The organism is Saccharothrix luteola (assembly GCF_020859565.1).
GTDB classification, from domain to species: domain Bacteria; phylum Actinomycetota; class Actinomycetes; order Mycobacteriales; family Pseudonocardiaceae; genus Actinosynnema; species Actinosynnema luteola.
The window spans coordinates 418,065-441,047 of sequence record NZ_JAJHUO010000002.1; the positions used below are offsets into that span (position 1 = coordinate 418,065).

Consider the following 22,983-nt stretch of genomic DNA (forward strand, 5'->3'; position numbering starts at 1 on the left):
ATGGCCGACGAAGACAAGCTCCGCAGTTACCTCAAGCGCGCCACGGCCGACCTGCGGGTGATGGGCAAGCGCCTGGCCGAGGTGGAGGAGGCCGCCCGCGAGCCGATCGCGATCATCGGTATCGGCTGCCGCTACCCGGGCGGCGTCGAGTCGCCGGACGACCTGTGGCGGCTGGTCGCCGACGGGGTGGACGCGATCGGCGACTTCCCGACCGACCGGGGCTGGGACGTCCCCTACGACCCGGACCCGGACGCACCCGGCGCGACCTACGCGCGGTCGGGTGGCTTCCTCGCCGACGGCGCCGGGTTCGACGCCGGTTTCTTCGGCATCTCGCCGCGCGAGGCGCTGGCGATGGACCCGCAGCAACGCGTGCTGCTGGAAACGGCCTGGGAGACGTTCGACCACGCGGGCATCGACCCGACCTCGCTGCGCGGCAGCCGGACCGCCGTGTTCACCGGCGTGTGGTCCTCGGGGTACGCCGCCCAGCCGCCGCCCGACCTGGAGGGCTTCCTCGCCACCGGCATCGCCACCAGCACCACCTCCGGCCGCGTGTCCTACCTGCTGGGCCTGGAGGGCGCGGCGGTGTCGGTGGACACGGCCTGCTCGTCGTCGCTGGTCGCGATCCACCTGGCCGCGCAGGCGCTGCGCGCCGGGGAGTGCGCGATGGCGCTGGCCGGCGGCGTCACGGTCATGGCGACACCGGCCGGGTTCGTGGAGTTCGCCCGGCAGCGCGGCCTCGCGCCGGACGGGCGGATCAAGTCGTTCGCCGACGCCGCCGACGGCACCAGCTGGTCCGAGGGCGCGGGCCTGGTGCTGCTGGAACGCCTGTCCGACGCGCGCCGCAACGGACACCGCGTCCTCGCCGTGGTGCGAGGCAGCGCGGTGAACCAGGACGGCGCGTCCAACGGCCTGGCCGCGCCCAACGGCCCGTCCCAGGAGCGCGTCATCCGCCAAGCCCTGGCGAACGCCCTGCTGGAGCCGTCGGACGTGGACGCCGTCGAGGCGCACGGCACCGGCACCACGCTCGGCGACCCGATCGAGGCGCAAGCCCTCCTGGCCACCTACGGCCAGGACCGGGCCGAGCCGCTGCGCCTCGGCTCGATCAAGTCGAACATCGGCCACACCCAGGCCGCCGCCGGCATCGCGGGCGTGATCAAGATGGTCATGGCGATGCGGCACGGCTCCCTCCCGCGCACGCTCCACGTCGACCGGCCCACCGACCACGTGGACTGGACGGCCGGCAACGTCTCCCTCCTCACCGAGCCGGCACCGTGGCCGCGGGCCGACCGCCCGCGCCGCGCCGCCGTCTCCTCGTTCGGCATCAGCGGCACCAACGCCCACGTCATCCTCGAACACGTGCCGGCCGAACCACAGTCCACAGTGGACGTCGACCTCCCGTGGCTGGTGTCCGCACGCACCCCACAAGCCCTGACCGCTCAAGCCGAACGCCTCAAGACCGTCGACGCCCCCGCCGCGAACGTGGCCCAGGCCCTCGCGAACCGCACGCACTTCGAGCACCGCGCCGTCGCCCTGGACCGCGAAGGTCTGGACGGCCTGGCCGCCGGTGGCGGCGCACCCGGCCTGATCACCGGCGAGGTGGGCGTCCCGGGCAAGACCGTGTTCGTGTTCCCCGGCCAGGGCGCGCAGTGGCCGGGCATGGGCCGCGAGCTGTACGAGACGTCGGACGTGTTCCGCACCCACCTCGACGCCTGCGCCGAAGCCCTGGCCCCGCACGTGGACTGGTCGCTGGTCGACGTCCTGCGCGACGGCGCGCTCGACCGCGTGGACGTGGTCCAGCCCGCCCTGTTCGCCATGATGGTGGCGCTGGCCGGGCTCTGGCGCGCCCACGGCGTGGTCCCGGACGCGGTCGTCGGCCACTCCCAGGGCGAGATCGCCGCCGCGCACGTCGCGGGCATCCTGTCGCTGGACGACGCCGCGAAGATCGTCGCCCTGCGGTCGAAGGCCCTGGTGTCGCTGGCCGGCCAGGGCGGCATGGTGTCCGTGGCGCTGTCGCCGGAACGCGCCGCCGCCTACCTCGAACGGTGGTCGGGCAGGCTCACCGTCGCCGTGGTCAACGCGCCCGGCACGGTCGTCGTCTCCGGCAACACCCGGGACCTGGCCGAACTGCTCGCCGCCTGCGCCGCCGACGACCTCCGCGCCCGCGCGCTCCCGGTCGACTACGCCGCCCACTCGGTCGAGGTCGAGGCCCTCCGCGACCGGCTCCGGCACGACCTGGCCGGCATCACCCCGCGACCCGGCGCGATCCCGCTCTACTCGACGGTCACCGCCGCGCCCGCCACCGACCTCGACGCCGACTACTGGTACCGCAACCTGCGCGAGCCGGTCCGGTTCGAGCACGCCACGCGCACCCTGCTCGACCACGGCCACGGCGTGTTCGTCGAGGTCAGCCCGCACCCGGTGGTGACGTCGGCGGTCGAGGAGACGGCCGCTCGGCGTGACGTCCTGGTCACCGGGACCCTGCGCCGCGACCAGCCGCACGAGTTCCGCACGGCGTTGGCCCGCCTGCACGTCCGGGGCGTCGAGGTCGACTGGCGGTTCCCGACCGGCATCACCCCCGCGCCGCTGCCCGCCTACCCGTTCCAACGGCAGCGGTTCTGGCTGCGGCCGACCACCGCCGAGACCGGCGACCACCCGCTGCTCACCACGCTGGTGGACCTGCCGGACGGCGGCGCGGCGCTCACGGGCAAGGTGTCGCTGTCCACGCACCCGTGGCTGGCCGACCACGCCGTGCGCGGGTCCGTGCTGCTGCCCGGCACGGCGTTCCTGGAACTCGCCGCGCACGCCGCGACCAAGGTCGGCGCGCCCGCCGTGCGCGAGCTGGTCCTGGAAACGCCGCTCGTCCTCGACCAGGACGTGGTGCGGCTCCAAGTGGTCGTCGGACCGCCGGACGACACGGGCCTGCGCACCGTCACCGTGCACTCCCACGCCGACGAGTGGGTCCGGCACGCCACCGGCACGCTCGGCGACGCCCCGGAACCCACCTGGGCGACCCCGTGGCCACCGAACGGCGAACCGCTCGACGTCACCCACCTCTACGACGCGTTCGCCGCCCTCGGCTACGACTACGGCCCGGCGTTCCAAGGCGTCACGGCGGCGTGGCGGGTCGGCGACGAGGTGCACGCCGAGGTCGAGGCGCCCGCCGAGGAGCGCTTCGCCCTGCACCCGGCGTTGCTCGACGCCGCCCTGCACCCGGTGGCGCTGCTGCACCCGGACGGCCCGGCCAAGCTGCCGTTCGCGTTCTCCGGCGCGGTGCTGCGCCCCACCGACGCGACCGTGCTGCGCGTCCGGCTGTCCGGCGGCCCCGACACGTACTCGGTCACGCTCGCCGACCAGGACGGCGCCGTGGTCGCGTCCGTGGCATCCCTGGCGGTCCGGGCCTTCGCCGACACCCCGGACGACCTGTTCGCGCTCGAGTGGTCGCCGGTGACCGGGAACGACACCGCCGGTACCCGCCACCACGTGTCGGACCACCCCGGCGACGCCCCTGACGCGGCCTTGGCGGCGGCGCAGGAGGCCTTGGCCGCGATCCAGGACGACCAGGACCGGTTGGTGATCGTCACGCGCCGAGCGGTCGCCGCCGTGCCCGGTGACGTGGTCGACCTGACCCACGCGGCGGTGTGGGGCCTGGTGCGGGCGGCGCAGGCCGAGCACCCCGGCCGGTTCGTGCTGGTCGACGCGGACGACTCGTGGGACGGCACGCTGGCCGACGAGTCGGAGCTGGTGGTGCGCAAGGGAGTGCTGCTCGCGCCCCGGCTCGTGCGGGTGGACCGCGCGCTCACCCCGCCCGACGGCCCGTGGCGGCTGGAGGACGTCGGCACCGGCAGCATCGACGACCTGGCGCTCGTGCCCCGGCCGGAGCTGACCGGTCCGTTGGCGTCGGGACAGGTCCGGATCGCCCTGCGGGCCGCCGGGCTGAACTTCCGCGACGTGCTCATCGCGCTGGACGTCTACCCCGGCGAGGCGTTGATGGGCGGTGAGGGCGCGGGCGTGGTGCTCGACGTCGGGCCGGACGTCGACCGGTTCCGGCCGGGCGACCGCGTGTTCGGCCTGGTGCCGGGCGCGTTCGCGCCGATCGCCGTGGCCGATCACCGGGTGCTCGCGCCGATGCCGGACGACTGGACGTTCGCGCGGGCGGCCTCGACGCCGGTGGTGTTCCTGACCGCGTGGTACGGCCTGGTGGACCTGGGTCGGCTCCGCGCGGGCGACCGCGTGCTGATCCACGCCGGCACCGGCGGTGTCGGCATGGCGGCGATCCAGCTGGCGCGGCACCTGGGCGCGGAGGTGTTCGCCACGGCGAGCCCGGGCAAGTGGGACGTGCTGCGCGGCTTGGGCTTGGCCGACGACCACATCGCGTCGTCGCGGACCCTGGAGTTCGAGCAGCGCTTCCCGCGGGTTGACGTGGTGCTGAACTCGCTGGCCGACGAGTTCACCGACGCGTCGCTGCGCCTGCTCGCGCCCGGTGGCCGGTTCGTGGAGATGGGCAAGACCGACGTCCGCGCCGACACCGGCGTGGACTACACGGCGTTCGAGATCGCCGATGCCGGGCTGCGGCGGCTCGGGGAGATCCTCACCGAGGTGCTGCGGGCCTTCGCCGACGGCGTGCTGAGGCCGTTGCCGATGGACGTCCGGGGCGTGCGTGACGCGGTGGACGTGTTCCGGCACATGAGCCAGGCCCGGCACATCGGCAAGATCGTGCTCGCCCTGCCCGCCGCCCTCGACGGCACGGTGCTGGTCACCGGCGGCCTGGGCACGCTCGGCCGTGCGGTGGCCGCGCACCTGGTCGCGAAGCACGGCGTGCGGCGACTGGTGCTGGTCGGTCGCGGCGGCGGCGAGGCGCCGGAGCTGGACGCGGACGTGCGGGTGGTCGCGTGTGACGTGTCGGACCGCGAGCAGGTCGCCGAGCTGGTGGCCTCGATCCCCGACCTGACCGCCGTGGTGCACGCGGCCGGCGTGCTGGACGACGCCGTGGTCACCGCGCTCACGCCGCGGCAGGTGGCCGACGTGTTCGCACCGAAGGCGCGCGCGGCCTGGCACCTGCACGAGCTGACCCGGCACCTCGACCTGGCCGCGTTCGTGCTGTTCTCGTCCGCTTCCGGTGTGCTGGGCAGCCCCGGCCAGGCCAACTACGCCGCCGCGAACACGTTCCTCGACGCCCTCGCCGTGCACCGGCGCGCCCTCGGCCTGCCCGCCGTCTCGCTGGCCTGGGGGTACTGGGCCGAGGCGTCCGGCATGACCGGGCACCTCTCCGACGCCGACCGGCAACGCCTGACCCGCGCCGGCGTCGTGCCGCTGACCACCGAGCACGCGCTGGACCTGTTCGACGCGGCGCTGGCCGCGGACCGGGCCGCGGTCGCGCCCGTGGCGCTGAACCTGCCCGCCCTGGCCCGCACGCCCGTGCTGCCGTCGGCCCTGCGCGGGCTGGTGGGCCGCAAGCCCGTCAAGCGACCGGTCCACCGCGGTGCGCTGGCCGACCGGCTGCGGTCGCTGTCGGAGGCCGAGCAGACCGCCGTGGTGCTCGACGTCGTCATGGCCAACACCGCCACCGTGCTCGGGCACGCCTCGCCGGACGCCGTCGACACGCGGCAGCCGTTCAAAGACCTCGGGTTCGACTCGCTGACCGCCGTGGAGCTGCGCAACCGCCTCGGCACGGCCACCGGCCTGCGGCTGCCCGCCACGGTGACGTTCGACCACCCCACCCCGGCCCGCCTGGCCGACTACCTGCGCGACGAGATCGCAGGCACGCGTCGGGAGATCGCCGCGCCGGTGGTGCGGGCGGTGGAGGACGACCCGATCGTGATCGTGGGCATGGGGTGTCGGTTGCCCGGTGGTGTCGGGTCGCCGGATGACTTGTGGCGGTTGGTGTCCGACGGGGTGGATGCCATCACGGACTTCCCGGCCGATCGGGGTTGGGACCTGGATCGGCTCTACCACCCGGATCCCGATCACGCGGGCACCAGCTACACCCGTTCCGGTGGCTTCCTCACCGATGTGGCGGGGTTCGACGCGGACTTCTTCGGGATCTCGCCGCGTGAGGCGTTGGCGATGGATCCGCAGCAGCGCGTGCTGCTGGAGACCGCCTGGGAGGCGTTCGAGCACGCGGGCATCGACCCGACCTCGTTGCGCGGCAGCCGGACCGGGGTGTTCACCGGCATCTGGGCCTCCGGGTACGGCGCGCCCACCGACGTCGAGGGGTACTTCGGCACCGGCGCGGCGACCAGCGTGGTGTCCGGTCGGATCGCCTACCTGCTCGGGCTGGAAGGCGTCGCGGTCTCCCTCGACACGGCGTGCTCGTCGTCGTTGGTGGCGATGCACCTGGCCGCGCAGGCGCTGCGCACGGGTGAGGTCGACCTGGCGTTGGCCGGTGGCGTGACCGTGATCGCGACGCCGGTCGGCTTCACCGAGTTCTCGCGGCAGCGCGGGCTGGCCGCCGACGGTCGGTGCAAGCCGTTCTCCGCCGCCGCCGACGGCACCAGCTGGGGCGAGGGCGCGGGCCTCGTGCTGCTGGAACGCCTGTCGGACGCCCGCCGCAACGGCCACCAGGTGCTGGCGGTGCTGGCCGGCACGGCGGTGAACCAGGACGGCGCGTCGAACGGTCTGACCGCGCCGAACGGGCCGTCCCAGGAACGCGTGATCCGGCAGGCCCTGGCGAACGCGGGCCTGGAGCCGTCCGACGTGGACGCGGTGGAGGCGCACGGCACGGGCACGTCGCTGGGTGATCCGATCGAGGCGCAGGCGTTGTTGGCGACGTACGGCGTGGATCGTTCGGAGCCGTTGTGGCTGGGGTCGGTGAAGTCGAACATCGGCCACACGCAGGCCGCGGCGGGTGTCGCTGGTGTGATCAAGATGGTGATGGCGTTGCGGCACGGGCAGCTTCCGCGGACGCTGCACGTGGACGAGCCGACGCCCCACGTGGACTGGACGGCCGGGGACATCCGGCTGCTCACCGAACCGGTCGCGTGGCCGGGGACCGGACGTCCCCGGCGTGCCGCGGTGTCGTCGTTCGGGATCAGCGGGACCAACGCGCACGTCGTGCTGGAGCAGGCGCCGGAGGCGACCGGGGCGACCGCGGACGTCGAGCTGCCCTGGTTGGTGTCGGCGAAGAGCGAACCCGCGCTGCGGGAGCAGGTCCGGCGGGTGCGGGAGTTCGCCGAACACCACCCGGACGTGGGCATCGGCCGTGCGCTGGCCGGTCGGGCGAAGTTCCCCCACCGGGCGGCGATCCTCGGCTCGGACGTGGTGTCCGGCGTGGCGGGTGCGGCGGACCGCACGGTGTTCGTGTTCCCCGGTCAGGGCGCGCAGTGGGTCGGGATGGGCCGCGAGCTGTACGCGGCGGAACCGGTGTTCCGCGACGCGGTCGACGCGTGCGAGCGGGCGTTGGCCCCGCACGTCGACTGGTCGTTGGTCGAGGTCCTGAACGGCGGTGCCTTGGACCGGGTCGACGTGGTGCAGCCCGCGTTGTTCGCGGTGATGGTGGCGTTGGCGCGGCTGTGGCAGTCGGTCGGGGTCGAGCCGGACGTGGTGGTCGGCCATTCGCAGGGCGAGATCGCCGCCGCGCACGTCGCGGGCGCGTTGTCGCTGGAGGACGCCGCCCGGGTGGTCGCGCTGCGGAGCAAGGCCCTGGTCGCGCTCTCGGGCCGGGGCGGGATGGTGTCGCTCGGCCTGTCCGCCGACCGCGCCGCGACCTACCTGGCCCGGTGGGGCGAGCGGCTGACCGTCGCGGTGGTCAACGCGCCCGGCTCGGTGGTCGTGTCCGGTGACACCGACGCGCTGGACGAGCTGCTGGCCGCGGCCGACGACGTCCGCGCCCGCCGCCTGCCGGTGGACTACGCCGCCCACTCCGCGCAGGTCGAGGCCATCCGGGACCGGCTGCTGGCCGACCTCGCGGACATCACGCCGTCGTCCGCCCGGGTCCCGTTGCACTCCACGGTGACCGGCGAGGTGATCGACACCGCCGGGCTCGACGCCGCCTACTGGTACCGGAACCTGCGCGCGCCGGTGCTGTTCGAGCAGGCCGCCCGCGCGCTGCTGGCCGAGGGCTCGCCGGTGTTCGTGGAGATCAGCCCGCACCCGGTGCTGGTGCCCGCGCTGGAGGAGCAGGACGCCACGACGAGCGGCACGCTGCGCCGTGACCAGGGCGGGCGTGCCGCCTTCCTGGCCGCCGCCGCACGGCTGTTCGTGCTGGGTGTGGACGTCGACTGGGGTGTGCCGGCGCCCGCGGTCGGCCTGCCGACGTACCCGTTCCAGCGGGAGCGCTTCTGGCTGGCCCCGCGCGGCGCGGGCGACGTGTCCGGCGCGGGCCTCGACCCGGTCGACCACCCGCTGCTCGGCGCGTCCGTCGAGCTGCCCGGTGACCGGGCCGTGGTGCTGACCGGCACGGTGTCCACGGCCACGCACCCCTGGTTGGCCGACCACGCGGTGCTGGGCGTCGTGCTGCTGCCCGCGACGGCGTTCGTGGAGCTCGTCGCGCACGCGGCCGGGGTGGTCGGCTGCGCGGCGGTCGAAGAGCTCGTCCTCGAATCGCCCCTGGTGCTCGACGGGGCCGTGCGGGTGCAGGTCGTCGTCGGCGTGGCGGACGAAACGGGCCGCCACCCCGTGGAGGTGCGTTCCCAGGGACAGGACGACTGGGTCCGGCACGCCACCGGCGCGCTCGCCCCCGAACCGGTCGCCGCACCGGCGTTCCCGTCGAGCTGGCCACCGGCCGGCGCGCGGCCCGTCGACGTGCGGGACCTCTACGACACGTTGGCGGGCGCGGGGTACGAGCACGGTCCGGCCTTCCAGGGCGTGCGCGCGGTGTGGCGGGCGGGCGGCGAGGTGTTCGCCGAGGTCTCCGTGGACGACGCCGCCCGCTACGGCACGCACCCCGCCCTGCTCGACGCGGCCCTGCAACCGCTGGCGCTGCTCGCCGATGCGACCGGCGAAGTGCGGTTGCCGTTCTCCCTCACCGGGATCACGGTCCACCGCACCGGAGTGACGACCGCCCGGGTCAGGTTGTCGGGCACGGCCACCGAGGGTTACACCGTCGCGCTCGCCGACGAGTCCGGCGCGCCGATCGTCACGATCGGCTCGGTCACCACCCGCCCGATGGCGCGTCAGGCCGACGACGCCCTGTTCGAGCTCGGCTGGCTCCGCCGCGACGGCGACACGACCGCACCGGACCGGGTCGTGGCGCCGCGCTCGGTCGAGGAAGCGCTGGAACTGCTCCAGGCCTTCCTCGCCGCGGACGGCGACGGGCGTTTGGTCGTGCACACCCGCAACGCGGTGGCGGCCACGCCCGGCGACCACGTGGACGACCTCGACGGCGCGGCCGTCTGGGGCCTGGTCCGCGCCGCCCAGGCCGAGCACCCCGACCGCTTCGTCCTCGTGGACACCGACGACTCGCCGCCGGTCGTCCTCGACGACGAGGACCAGCTCGCCGTCCGCCGTGGCGTCGTCCACGTGCCCCGGCTCGTCCGGACCACCGCGCACGCGGCCGTCACGGGCTCGCTGGTGGAGCCGGGCACCGGAAACCTGGACGACCTGGTGTTCGCCGAGGCCCCGGAGACCCCGTTGCGACCGCACGAGGTCCGGGTCCGGGTGCGGGCGGCCGGGCTGAACTTCCGCGACGTCCTGATCGCGCTGGGCGTCTACGGTCCGATCGCCGGCTCCGCCGGTGGCTCGACCCCCGCTCCACTCGGCAGCGAGGGGGCGGGCGTGGTCACCGAGGTCGGCTCGGCCGTCACGGGGTTACGGGTCGGCGACCGGGTGCTCGGGCTGCTGTCCGGCGCGTTCGGACCGAGCGCGGTCGCCGACCACCGGGTGCTCGCGCCGATGCCCGCCGACTGGACGTTCAGCCGGGCCGCGGCCGTGCCGGTGGCGTTCCTGACCGCGTGGTACGGCCTGGTCGACCTCGGCCGGGTGGGCGCGGGCGACCGCGTGCTGATCCACGCGGGCGCGGGCGGTGTCGGCATGGCCGCGATCCAGCTCGCCCGACGGCTCGGCGCGGAGGTGTTCGCCACGGCGAGTCCGGGGAAATGGGACGTGCTGCGCGGGTTGGGTTTGGCCGACGACCACATCGCGTCGTCGCGGACGCTGGAGTTCGAGCAGCGCTTCCCGCGGGTGGACGTGGTGCTGAACTCGTTGGCCGGTGAATTCACCGACGCGTCCCTGCGCCTGCTGGCCGACGGCGGCCGGTTCGTCGACATGGGCAAGGCCGACGTCCGCGACGTGCCCGGCTACCGGGCGTTCGACCTGGCCGAAGCGGGCCCCGAGCGGCTCGGCGAGGTGCTGGCGGAGGTCGTGCGGCTGCTCGTGGCGGGCGAGGTGCGGGTGTCGCCGATCACCGCGTGGGACGTCCGGCGGGCGCGGGAGGCGTTCCGGCACATGAGCCAGGCCGGGCACGTCGGCAAGATCGTGCTGACCGTCCCGGCCCCGCTCGACCCGGACGGCACGGTGCTCGTCACCGGCGGCACCGGCACGCTGGGCCTGCTCGTGGCCCGCCACCTCGTCACCGCGCACGGCGCGCGGAAGCTCGTGCTGGTGAGCCGGTCCGGTGCCGCGCCCGCCGACCTCGACGGCGCGGACGTCACCGTGGCCGCGTGCGACGTGAGCGACCGGGAGGCGTTGGCCGCGCTGCTGGACGGGATACCGGACCTGACCGCGGTGGTGCACGCGGCCGGGGTGCTGGACGACGGCGTGATCGAGTCGCTGACCCCCGAACGGCTCGCCGTCGTGCGTGCCGGGAAGGCCGATGCCGCCCGGCACCTGCACGAGCTGACCCGACACCTCGACCTGAGCGCCTTCGTGCTGTTCTCCTCGGCCGCCGGGGTGCTCGGCAGCGCGGGGCAGGGCAACTACGCCGCCGCCAACGCCTACCTGGACGCGTTGGCCGAACACCGCAGCCGGCAGGGCCTGGTCGCGGTGTCCGTGGCGTGGGGGCAGTGGGAGCACGACAGCGGCCTGACCGGGCAGCTGGCCGACACCGACCGGCGGCGCTTGGCGCGGTCCGGGGTCGTGCCGCTGTCCACCGAGCACGGCTTGGCCCTGTTCGACGCCGCCCTCACCGCGCCCGAGCCGACGGTGGTGGCCGCCGGGCTCCGGGTGTCCGCGTTGGGCGACCGGCCGGTGCTGCGTGCGCTGACCCGTCGTCGGCCCGCCCGGACGTCGGGGGTGGCGCGGGAACTCGGCGCGTTGCCCGAAGCCGAGCAGCGCGCGGCCCTGCTGGACCTGATCACCACGCACAGCGCGGCGGTGCTCGGGCGCGCGGACGGTGTCGACGCCGATCGGGCGTTCAAGGACCTCGGGTTCGACTCGCTGACCGCCGTGGAGCTGCGCAACCGGCTCGCCGCGGCGGTCGGGGCCCGGTTGTCGGCGACCATGACGTTCGACCACCCCACGCCGGTGAAACTGGTCGACTACCTGCGGGAAGTGCTGCTCGGCGCGGCGCGGCGGACCGTCGCGCCGGTCGCCGCGGCCGGCGCCGACGACCCGATCGCGTTGGTGGGCATGGGGTGTCGGTTCCCCGGTGGTGTGGGTTCGGCGTCGGACCTGTGGCGGCTCGTGTCCGAGGGCGTGGACGCGATCGGCGACTTCCCCGCCGACCGGGGTTGGGACGTGGCCGCGCTGTACGACCCGGACGGCGGACCCGGCACCACCTACACCAGGTCCGGCGGGTTCCTCGCGGACGTGGGCGGGTTCGACGCGGCGTTCTTCGGGATCTCGCCGCGTGAGGCGTTGGCGATGGACCCGCAGCAGCGCCTGGTGTTGGAGACGGCGTGGGAGGCGTTCGAGCACGCGGGGATCGACCCGACCTCGTTGCAGGGCAGTCGGACCGGCGTGTTCACGGGCAGTTGGGCGTCCGGGTACGCGGGCGGTGTGGACCAGGTCTCGCGGGACGTCGAGGGTTACCTGGCCACCGGCACGGCGACGAGCGTGACGTCCGGGCGGGTGTCGTACCTGCTGGGTCTGGAAGGTCCGGCGCTGTCGATCGACACCGCGTGCTCGTCGTCGTTGGTGGCGATCCACCTCGCGGCGCAGGCGCTGCGGTCGGGTGAGTGCGACTTGGCGCTGGCGGGCGGTGTGACGGTCATGGCCACGCCGGCGAGTTTCGTGGAGTTCTCGCGGCAGCACGGCCTGTCCGCCGACGGTCGCTCGAAGTCCTTCGCCGCTGCCGCTGACGGCACGAGTTGGGGTGAAGGCGCGGGGTTGGTGCTGCTGGAGCGGTTGTCGGACGCGCGTCGGCGTGGTCACCAGGTCTTGGCGGTGGTGGCGGGTTCGGCGGTGAACCAGGATGGTGCGTCGAACGGGTTGACTGCGCCGAATGGTCCGTCTCAGGAGCGGGTGATTCGGCAGGCTCTGGCGAACGCGGGTCTATCACCGTCTGATGTGGACGCTGTGGAGGCGCACGGTACTGGCACCACGTTGGGCGATCCGATTGAGGCGCAGGCGTTGTTGGCGACTTATGGTCAAGAGCGTTCGGAGCCGTTGTGGTTGGGATCGGTGAAGTCGAACATCGGCCACACGCAGGCGGCGGCCGGTATCGCGGGCGTGATCAAGATGGTGATGGCGTTGCGGCACGAGCGGTTGCCGCGGACGCTGCACGTGGACGAGCCGACACCGCACGTCGAGTGGGAGCAGGGCGAGATCCGGCTCCTCACCGAGGCGCAGCCGTGGCCCGGGGCCGACCGGCCGCGCCGGGCCGGAGTCTCCGCGTTCGGGATCAGCGGCACCAACGCCCACCTGATCCTCGAACAGGCGCCTCCGGGCGAACCGGTCGAGGTGGCGGACCCGGTGCCGTGGCTGTTGTCGGCCAAGACCCCGGAGGCCCTGCGCGCCCAGGCACGACGGCTGCGCGACTTCGCCGGCGACCCGGCGGTGGGTCCGGTCCTGGCGGGGCGGACGCGGTTCGCCTACCGCGCCGCCCTCACCGATCCGACCACGCTCCTGGCCGACCTCGACGCGTTGGCCGACGCCCCGATCGTCGCGGCCGGGGTCGGCAAGACGGCGTTCGTGTTCTCGGGTCAGGGTTCGCAGTGGCGGGGGATGGGTCGCGGGTTGTACGAGGCGTATCCGGTGTTCGCGGAGGCGTTGGATGAGGTGTGTGGGCGGTTGGGGTTGTCGTTGTGGGACGTGGATCTGGATCAGACGGGATACACGCAGTCGGCGTTGTTCGCCGTTGAGGTGGCGTTGTTCCGGTTGGTGGAGTCGTTGGGTGTGCGCCCTGATTACCTGATCGGGCATTCGGTGGGTGAGATCGCCGCCGCGCACGTCGCCGGTGTGTTGAGCCTGGATGACGCGTGCACGTTGGTGTCGGCGCGTGGTCGGTTGATGCAGGAGTTGCCGCCGGGTGGCGCGATGGTGTCGATCAGGGCTTCTGAGGCGGAAATCGAGCTGACTCAGGGTGTCGAAATCGCGGCCGTCAACGGGCCCGACTCGGTGGTGATCTCCGGTGGTGAGGAGGCGGTGCTGAGGCTCGCCGAGCTGTGGCGGGAACGGGGTCGCGAGACGCGACGGTTGGCGGTGAGCCATGCGTTCCACTCGGCGCATATGGAGCCGATGTTGGCCGAGTTCGCTGGGGTCTTGGAGGGGTTGACGTTCGGTTATCCACAGCTCCCGATCGTGTCGACGATTTTGTCGGACCGTTCGGGTAGCGTTGCAAACAGGGATCCCCTGGGCGGGGACCCTTCCGCAGGCACGGTGTTCGACGCCGGGTATTGGGTGCGGCAAGCGCGGGATGCGGTGCGGTTCGCCGATGGCGTGGAGTGGTTGCGTGCCAGTGGTGTGACGGCGTTCCTGGAGATCGGGCCCCATCCCACGCTCGTGCCGACCGGCGTGATGCGGCGCGACGACGACTCGCCCGAACGACTCCTCGCCGCCCTCGGCCGGCTCTGGGAGCAGGGTGCGGACTGGCGTCCGCCGGTGCCGCCCGCCCACCTCGACCTGCCCGCCTACCCGTTCCAACGCGAACGGTTCTGGTTGGTGCCCAGCGTGCCGGCGGACGTGGCCGGCGCGGGCCTCGACGCGCTGGACCACCCGTTGCTGCGGGCCTCCGTGACCCTGCCCGACGGCCAGGGCGTGGTGCTGACAGGCGTACTGGCCCGATCCGCGCACGCCTGGTTGGCCGAGCACACCGTCCTCGACACGGCCCTGCTGCCCGCCACCGGCTTCGTGGAGCTGGCGTTGCAGGCCGGCGGTCACGTCGGCTGCCCCGTGCTGGCCGAACTCGTGCTCGAAGCGCCACTCCCGCTGCACGACACCGTGCACGTCCAGGTCACCGTCGGCGCGCCGGACGAGACCGGGCGGCGTCCGGTCACGCTGCACTCGCGCACCGCCGCCGAGCCGGACGACTGGACCCGCCACGCCACCGGCGTCCTGCGCCCCGAACCGGCCACCCCGCCGCACGGGCCCGCCACGTGGCCACCGGCCGACGCCACCCCGGTCGACATCACCACCCTCTACGACACGCTCGCCGCCGCGGGCTACGACTACGGGCCGACGTTCCAAGGACTGCGCGCCATCTGGCGGCACGGCGACGACCTGCACGCCGAGGTCGCGTTCCCCGCCGACCACGCGCAGCTCACCGGCTACGGCATCCACCCGGCCCTGCTGGACGCGGCGATCCAGCCGCTCACCCTGCTCACCGGCATCACCGCCGAGGTCGACGGCCCCGGCCAGGGCCTGGCCAGGCTGCCGTTCTCGTTCGCGGGCGTCTCGATCACCGGCACGGCCGCCACCCTGCGGGTCGTGCTGTCGCCGACCGCGCCGGACACCTACGCGGTGCACGTCACCGACACGGCGGGAACGCCGGTGGCCACCGTCGACTCGCTCGTGCTGCGCCCCGTCGAGCTGGGCGGTCTCGCCGTCGCCCGCCACCCCGACTCCCTGTTCACGCTCGACTGGGCGCCGTTGCCGGTCACCGACGCGCCGGACGTCCCGGCCGAGTACCGCGAACTCGCGCGCGCCGGGGGAGACCCGGTCGAGCAGACCCACGCCCTCACCCGCCAGGTGCTCCACGACGTGCAGCGCGCCCTGGCCGACGACACCCGCCTGGTGATCGTCACCAGCGGCGACGACCTGCCCCTCGCGGCGGCTCAGGGGCTGGTGCGCAGCGCGCAGACCGAGCACCCGGGCCGGTTCCTGCTGGTCGAGCACGACGACACGGAAGCGTCCCGCCAGGCGCTCCCGGCCGCCGTGCGCACCGCGTTCGACCGAGCGGAACCACAGGTGCGGCTGCGCGACGGCGCGCTGTCGGCGCCCAGGCTCACCAAGTCCGCCCAGGGCGGCCCGCCACGCCCGCTGCGCGGCACCGCGTTGATCACCGGCGGGTTCGGGGTCCTCGGCGGCCTGACCGCACGCCACCTCGTCACCGACCACGGCGTGCGGCACGTGGTCCTGGCCGGACGCCGCGGTGCCGCCACCCCCGGCGCGGCGGAGCTCCGGGACGGGCTGGCCGGCCTCGGCGCGACCGTCACGGTGGCCGCGTGCGACGTCGCCGACCGGGACGCCCTGGCCGAACTGCTCGCCACCATCGACGACCTGCGCGTGGTCGTGCACACCGCCGGGGTCGTGGACGACGCCGTGGTCACCTCCCTCACCCCCGAGCAGCTGGACGCCGTGCTGCGGCCCAAGGTGGACGCGGCCTGGCACCTGCACGAGCTGACCCACGACCTGGACGCGTTCGTGCTGTTCTCCTCCGTGGCGGGCGTGCTGGGCAGTCCCGGCCAGGCCAACTACGCGGCGGCCAACTCCTTCCTCGACGCGCTGGCCCGCCACCGGCACGCGCTCGGCCTGCCCGCCGTGTCGCTGGCCTGGGGTCATTGGGAGCAGGAGAGCGGCATCACCGGCCACCTGGGCGAGGCCGACCGACTCCGCCTGGCCCGCGCGGGCCTGCTCGCGCTGCCGACGGACCGGGCGCTGGCGCTGCTCGACGTCGGCCTCGGTGCCGGGGTGCCCGTGCTGGTGCCCGCCCACCTCGACCCGGCCACGGCGAAGACGCCGCTGCTGCGCGACCAGGCGCCGTCCCGGCGGGCGAAGGCACCCGCGGTCGCGCCGTCCGACCTGATCGGCCGGCTCGCCGCGCTGGCCGAACCCGAGCAGCGCGCCCTGCTGCTGGACGTGATCAACACGCACGGCGCCGCCGTCCTCGGGCACACCACGCGGCTCACCGCCGACCCGCAGCAGGCGTTCCGCGACCACGGCGTCGACTCGCTGACCGCGATCGAGCTGCGCAACCGGCTCAACGCGGCCACCGGCCTGCAGCTGTCCGCGACCGCCGTGTTCGACTTCCCGACCCCCGCCCAACTGGCCAACCACCTCTACGGTCAGCTGCGCGGCACCGCCAACCGGGACGCCGGCCCGCTGGAAACCCTGCTGCGCAAGGCGATCGACGTCGACCGCACGCGCGACGGGGTGGAGCTGCTGGCCACCGCGGCTCGGCTCGGCCCGCTCGCCGACCGGCTCGACGTGACGCCGGTCAAGCTCACCACCGGGTTCGTGCCGCCGGCGTTGATCTGCCTGCCGTCCGCGCTGGCGTTCACCGGCGTGGAGGAGTACGCGCGGTTCGCCGCCGCGTTGGAGGCGATGCGGGACGTGACCGCCGTGCCGCTGCCCGGGTTCACCGGCGGCGCACTGCCCGCCACCGCCGAAGCCCTGGTGGACGCGCTGACCGACGCGGTCGCCGAAGCCGCCGTGGGCGAGTTCGCGCTCGTCGGGCGGTCCGTGGGGGCGTGGCTCGCCCGTGCCGTCGCCGGTCGCCTCGAAGCCAGGGGCGTGACACCGGCCGCTCTGGTGCTGATCACCCCGACCGGAGAGCCGCCGCTCGACGGCGTGCTCGACCCCGAGCACCAGGTCCACCCCGTCGACGACGACCGGCTCGTCGCGATGGGCCGCTACCTCGACCTGGCCGGGCAGTGGGAGCCGGGACCGACCGGCGCGCCGGTGCTGCACGTCGGCACCGCGCACGAGCGCCCACCGTCCGGGCAGGAGTCGGTCGTGGGGGGCCGCGCCCACCCAAAACCGGGGGGAAAACACAACCCCCCCACCCCCGGCGGCACCGCGCCCGCGCCCCCCCCGTCCGGGCTGGAGGCGGTGGTGGGCGCCGGCCACCACTTCTCCGTGCTGGAACAGCACTCCGCCTCCACCGCGCTGGCGATCAGCAGCTGGCTCACGGACTTCCGCGGGTACGGCGCCGGGTTGTCCGAACTCAGGGAAAGGGACGTCCATGATCTGGGATGACGTGTTCATCGGCGGCACCGGGCACTACCTGCCGCCGCGCACGCAGGCGACGGACGCCGTGCCCGACACCGACACCATGCGGCGGCTGCTCGCGCTGTCCGACTTCACCTCGTTCACCCGGTCCGACGACCTGACCGAGCACGCCATGGCGGTGCGGGCCGCGATCGGCGCGCTGCGCCAGTCCGGGCTGACCGGCGCCGACATCGCGATGGCGGCCTACGCGCAGATGGACCACCAGGACCACATGGCGTCCTCGTGCCACCTCCAGCGCGTCCTCGGCCTCGGCCACGCCCTGGTGTTCGAGGTCGAGGCGACCAGCAACGGCGGCTCGGCCGCGCTCCAGGCCGCCGCCGCGCACCTGGTGGCCGACCGGTCCGCCACCGCCACCCTGGTCACGGCGACCGCCCGGTTCCTGCCGCCGCGCTGGGAGCGCTGGCAGCCCACCGTCGGCATCTTCCTGGCCGACGGCGCCGCGTCGGCCGTGCTCACCCGCGACGGCGGCCGGGCGCGCCTGGTCGCCACCGCCAACAGCTCCGCCACCCAGATGGAGGTCCTGGCCACCCCGTCCATCCCCGACCCGCTCGGGCACCGCAACCGCACGCCCATCGAGGTCACCGGCCTCGCGCCCTACCTGACCCTGATGAGCGAGGCGCTGGTCAACGCGGTCGAGCAGGCCGCCAAGGAGGCGAACACCGCGATCGCCGACATCACCCGGTTCGTCATCACGGGCCTGGGGCTGGCGCAGCTGCAGGTCGTGGTGCTGGAACCGCTCGGCATCGACCTGGACCGCACCACCTGGCCGTTCCTGCGCGAACTCGGCCACGTCGGGCCGTGCGACCAACTGCTCGGCGTCGACCACCTGCTCAACGACGGCGGCCTGGAGCCGGGCGACACGATCATGGTGATCGGCCTGGGCATGGGTTCCCGGTTCACCGCCGCGCTGCTGGAGGTCACCGAGCCGCCCACGCGCGGCACGACGTTCGTCGCGCAGTCGGTCGAGATCCCGCCGGTCGAGCGGTACACCATCGACCCGTCCGGCAGCGACATCTTCGGCGAGGCGGCCAGGCTGCGCGAACGCGGCCACACCACGCCCGTCGAACTTCCCGGCGGCATCGGCGCGTGGGCGGTGACCGGGCACGACGCCGTCAAAGCCGTGCTGCTGGACCCGGCCGTCTCCAAGGACGCCAACCGGCACTGGCCCGCGTGGCGCAACGGCGAGATCCCGCCCGACTGGCCGCTGATCATGTGGGTGGCGATGAAGAACATGTTCACCGCCTACGGCGAGGACCACGCCCGGCTGCGCAAGCTGGTGGCCAAGGCGTTCACCGCGCGCCGCATCGACGCCATGCGCCCGCGCGTCGAGGAGATCACCGCCGACCTGATCGACCGGCTGGCCGCCGTGCCACGCGGTCAGGTGGTCGACCTGCGCGCGGAGTTCGCGTTCCAGCTGCCGATCCGGGTGATCAGCGGCCTGTTCGGGCTGTCCGAGCAGACGGGCGCCGACCTGCGCCGCCTGGTGGAGGCGGTGTTCAGCCTCGACGCCGACCCCGACGGCGTGCAGGGCGCGTCCGCCGAGCTCTACATGCTGCTGAAGGGCCTGGTCGCGGAGAAGCGCGCGAATCCCGGCGACGACATGACCACCGACCTGATCGCGGCGCAGGAGGAGGACGGCAGCCGGCTCAGCGAGCAGGAGCTGCTGGACACGTTGCTGCTGACCATCAGCGCCGGCTTCGAGACCACGGTCAACCTGCTCGACAACGCCGTGCACGGGCTGGCCGCGCACCCCTCCCAGCTCGGTCTCGTCACCGCCGGGACGAGCACCTGGGACGACGTGGTGGACGAGACGCTGCGCTGGCAGGCGCCGGTGCCGAACCTGCCGCTGCGGTACGCGGTGGACGACGTGGAGGTCGACGGCGTCGCGATCGCCAAGGGCGACGCGATCCTGGTGTCGTTCGGCGCGGCCGGCCGTGACCCGGCGCGGCACGGCGAGAACGCCGAGGCGTTCGACATCACCCGGCCGTCCCGCCGCGACCACCTGGCGTTCGGCCACGGCGTGCACTTCTGCCTCGGCTCGCCGTTGGCGCGGATGGAGGCCACGGTGGCGTTGCGGGCGCTGTTCGGGCGGTTCCCGAACCTTCGGCTGGCCGTGCCGCCCGCGGAGCTGGAACCGTTGGGGTCGTTCTTCACCAACGGGCACAAGACGCTGCCCGTGGTGCTGGAGCAGGACTGAGGTGACCCCACCCACGTCCGACGGCGCGAGGCTCCGGGCACGCCGCCAGGCACGCGGTGGGAGTGGCCGACCACGACGTGATCACGCATGCACCACAAGCCTGCTAACCGAGGGGAGGTGGCGAGGGATGCCCGGCACGGGCGAGGACGACCGGCCCCGCACGGTGTCGGCGATCCACCCCGCGGTCAGGGCGGTGTGCTCCCTCGCCGAGAACTGATGGCGCACTTCGCCTTTGTCAGCGCGCCCGCGGCCGGGCACGTCAACCCCACCCTGCCGCTGGTGGAGGAGCTGGTCCGGCGCGGCCACCGGGTCAGCTACGCCACCGGGCCCGCCACCGCCGACGGCGCGACGAGGGCGGGCGCGACGCCGGTCGTGCTGCCGTCGGAGCTGCCGCCGGACCTGGACGCGCGCGGCGAGTTCACCGCCGAGCAGCTCGCCGTGACCCTGGGGTACTTCCTGGACGACGCCGAGGTGTCGTTCCCCGTGCTGGCCGCGCACTTCGAGACCGACCGGCCGGACGTGGTCTGCTACGACTCGGTGACCTTCACCGGGCGGATGCTCGCCAACCTGCTCGGCGTGCCCGAGGTGGCGCTGGTGCCCACGTTCGCGGAGAACGAGACGTTCTCCGCGACGCAGGTGTACCTGCCGCCGTCGTTCGACCACCAGCACCCGGAGCTGGTCGCGGCGATCGAGCGGATGGCGAAGTTCGCCTCCGGCTTCAGCTTCCTCGACGACCCGAACCTGATGTTCGGCCACGTCGCGCCGATGAACGTGGTGTTCGTGCCGCGCTCGTTCCAGCTGTCCGCCGAGACGTTCGACGACCGGTTCCACTTCGTGGGGCCGTCGCTGGGCAGCTGGCAGGACGCCGAGGAGTGGTCGCCGAGGTCCGCCTCGCCGGTGCTGCTGATCTCGCTCGGCACGGTGTTCAACTCGCGGCCGGAGTTCTACCGGGCGTGCGTCGAGGCGTTCGCCGACGAGCCGTGGGAGGTCGTGATGTCGATCGGCGACCTGGACCCCGCCCGGCTCGGACCGCTGCCCGCGAACATCTCGGCGCACCGGCGGGTGCCGCAGGTGGCCGTGCTGCGGCACGCCTCGGTGTTCCTCAGCCACGCGGGCATGAACTCGATCATGGAGTCGCTGTACCACGACGTGCCGTTCGTGACGGTGCCCCAGATCCCGGAGCAGCGGGCCATCGCGGCACGGGCCGCCGAGCTGGGCCTCGGGGTCACGGTGGAGGACCAGACGCCGGCCGGGCTGCGCGCGGCGGTGTCCGCGGCGTCCGCCAACCGGGCGGCCGTGGCGGAGATGGGCGAGGTCGTCCGCTCCAGCGGTGGTGCGCCCGCGGCGGCGAACGCGCTGGAGGAGCTGCTCAGCGCGTAGCACGGCCATACGACGAGTAGCACCGACCTAGCGAGTGGAGTGGGAGAGCCATGCTGACGTTGGGCATCAGTGGACACTTCGACCTGTTACCGGACCTGTTCCGCAGCTACATGCACGACGCCGCCGCCTGCCTGGTGGCCGACGGCGAACTCGTCGCCGCGGTCGAGGAGGAGCGGTACAACCGGATCAAGAAGACGAACAGGTTCCCGACCGGCGCCGTCCGCGCCTGCCTCGACCTGGCCGGCGTCCGACCGCAGGACGTCGACGCCGTCGGCTACTACTTCACCGAGGAGCTCCTGGACCAGGGCCTGCGGAACTTCCAGCTGACGGCGCCCGTCTACCAGGTCGGCTCCGGCAAGGACCTCCTCCTGGACCGGCTGCGCACCCGGTTCGACTGGGACCTCGCCCCCGACCGGGCGGTGTTCGCGCGCCACCACCTCGCGCACGCCTGGTCGTCGTTCGCCCGGTCGGGCATGTCGGACGCGCTGGTCGTCGTCATGGACGGCCGCGGCGAGGACGTCTCCACCACCGTCTTCGCCGCCGGGGACGGCGAGATGCGCGAACTGCGGTCCTACCCGGTCCCGCACTCGCTCGGCCTGTTCTACCAGGACGCGATCGGCCACGTCGGCTACGGTTTCGGCGACGAGTACAAGGTCATGGGGCTGGCGCCGTACGGCGACCCGGCGACCTACCGCGAGCAGTTCCGCAGCCTCTACGCGCTGCTCCCCGACGGTGGCTACGAACTGATCCCGGGCCTGCCGGACATCAACCCGACCGTGGCGCCGTTCTACGCGATCGGGTTCCCCTCCCGGACCGCCGGCGAACCGGTGACGCAGGAGCACAAGGACTTCGCCGCCGGGCTCCAGGAGATGCTGGAGACCGTGGCCATGCACGTGATCACGCACTGGGCCCGGCAGACCGGCGCGACCAGGCTGTGCTTCACCGGCGGCGTCGCGCACAACAGCAGCCTCAACGGGGTGATCCTGCGCTCGGGCCTGTTCGAAGAGGTCTTCGTGCACCCGTCGTCGAACGACGCGGGCTCGGCGGAGGGTGCGGCCATCGTCGCCGCCCGGCACTTCGGCGCACCGCTCACCCGAGTCGCGCGGTTGACCTCCGCGAGCCTCGGCCGCGACCTCGGCACACCGGACGAGGTCGAGCGGCAGTTGTCGGCGTGGAACGGGATCGTGGACGTCGAGCGGCCCGCGGACATCGTCGACGCGACGGCGGAACTGCTCGCCGGCGGCGCGGTGGTCGGCTGGGCGCACGGGCGTTCGGAGTTCGGGCCGCGCGCGTTGGGCAACCGGAGCATCCTGGCCGACGCCCGCCCGGTGGAGAACCGGGACCGGATCAACGCCATGGTGAAGAAGCGGGAGGCCTTCCGGCCGTTCGCGCCCGCCGTCACGACGGAGGCGGCGGCCACCTACTTCGACCTCACCGGCACCGCCGCGGAGCACGGGTTCATGTCGTTCGTGGTGCACGTCCAAGAGGACCGGCGGGCCGAGCTCGGCGCGGTGACCCACGTCGACGGCACCGCGCGGGTCCAGGTGGTCTCGCCGGAGGCCAACGCCCGCTTCCACCGGTTGATCACCCGGTTCGGTGAACTCACCGGCACGCCCGTGGTGCTCAACACGTCGTTCAACAACAACGCCGAGCCGATCGTGCAGTCGGTGGACGACGCGCTCACCTGCTTCCTGACCACGGAGATCGACGTGCTGGTGGTCGAGGACTTCCTGGTCCGGCGACGGGAACCGGTGGACCGCGCGCTGGACGACCTGGTGCCCGCGTTCCGCCCGGACACCCGGCTGCGCAAGGACTGGCAGCCGGGTGACGACGTGAGCGGCGAGGTCTACCTGAACTTCTCGTTCGGCCCTTCGACGACCGTCTCACCGGCCGTGTTCGACCTGCTGGCCGCCGTGGACGGCGAGGCCACGATCGCCTCGCTGGCGGGGGAGCTGACCGACGAGGCGCGCGCCGAGATCCTGGCGCTGTGGCAGCGGCGGTTCATCACCCTCACGCCCAAGCGGTGAGCCGCTTCCGGCTCCGCGGCGGGTGACCGCGCGGGTCGTCGAAGAGCGGCGCGTCGCCGGCGGATCCGTTGTCCACCACCGCGGTGGCGGTGACCGCCGGCGAGCCGCCGCCTTCGA

General features: G+C 73.7%; 4 protein-coding genes. All 4 read left to right on the forward strand.

The annotated features are described in order from the left end of the window. The 4 genes from LNK82_RS03345 to LNK82_RS03365 all read left to right on the forward strand — a co-directional run bounded on the left by LNK82_RS03345 (position 1) and on the right by LNK82_RS03365 (position 22,866). Positions 1–17,229 (forward strand): type I polyketide synthase, encoded by a 17,229-nt coding sequence (locus LNK82_RS03345; RefSeq protein WP_230565409.1) that lies wholly within the window; start codon positions 1–3, stop codon positions 17,227–17,229. Beyond that, positions 17,216–19,459, forward strand: coding sequence for a cytochrome P450 (locus LNK82_RS47565; RefSeq protein WP_308257147.1), 2,244 nt, complete (start codon positions 17,216–17,218; stop codon positions 19,457–19,459). Before LNK82_RS03345 ends, LNK82_RS47565 begins: the two co-directional genes overlap by 14 nt. Positions 19,460–19,675: 216 nt before the next feature. Further along, positions 19,676–20,839, forward strand: a complete 1,164-nt coding sequence (locus LNK82_RS03360; RefSeq protein ID WP_230565410.1) for a macrolide family glycosyltransferase — start codon at positions 19,676–19,678, stop codon at positions 20,837–20,839. A 50-nt stretch (positions 20,840–20,889) separates the two neighbouring features. After that, positions 20,890–22,866, forward strand: a complete 1,977-nt coding sequence (locus LNK82_RS03365; RefSeq protein ID WP_230565411.1) for a carbamoyltransferase family protein — start codon at positions 20,890–20,892, stop codon at positions 22,864–22,866. The last annotated feature ends 117 nt before the right edge of the window (positions 22,867–22,983 follow it).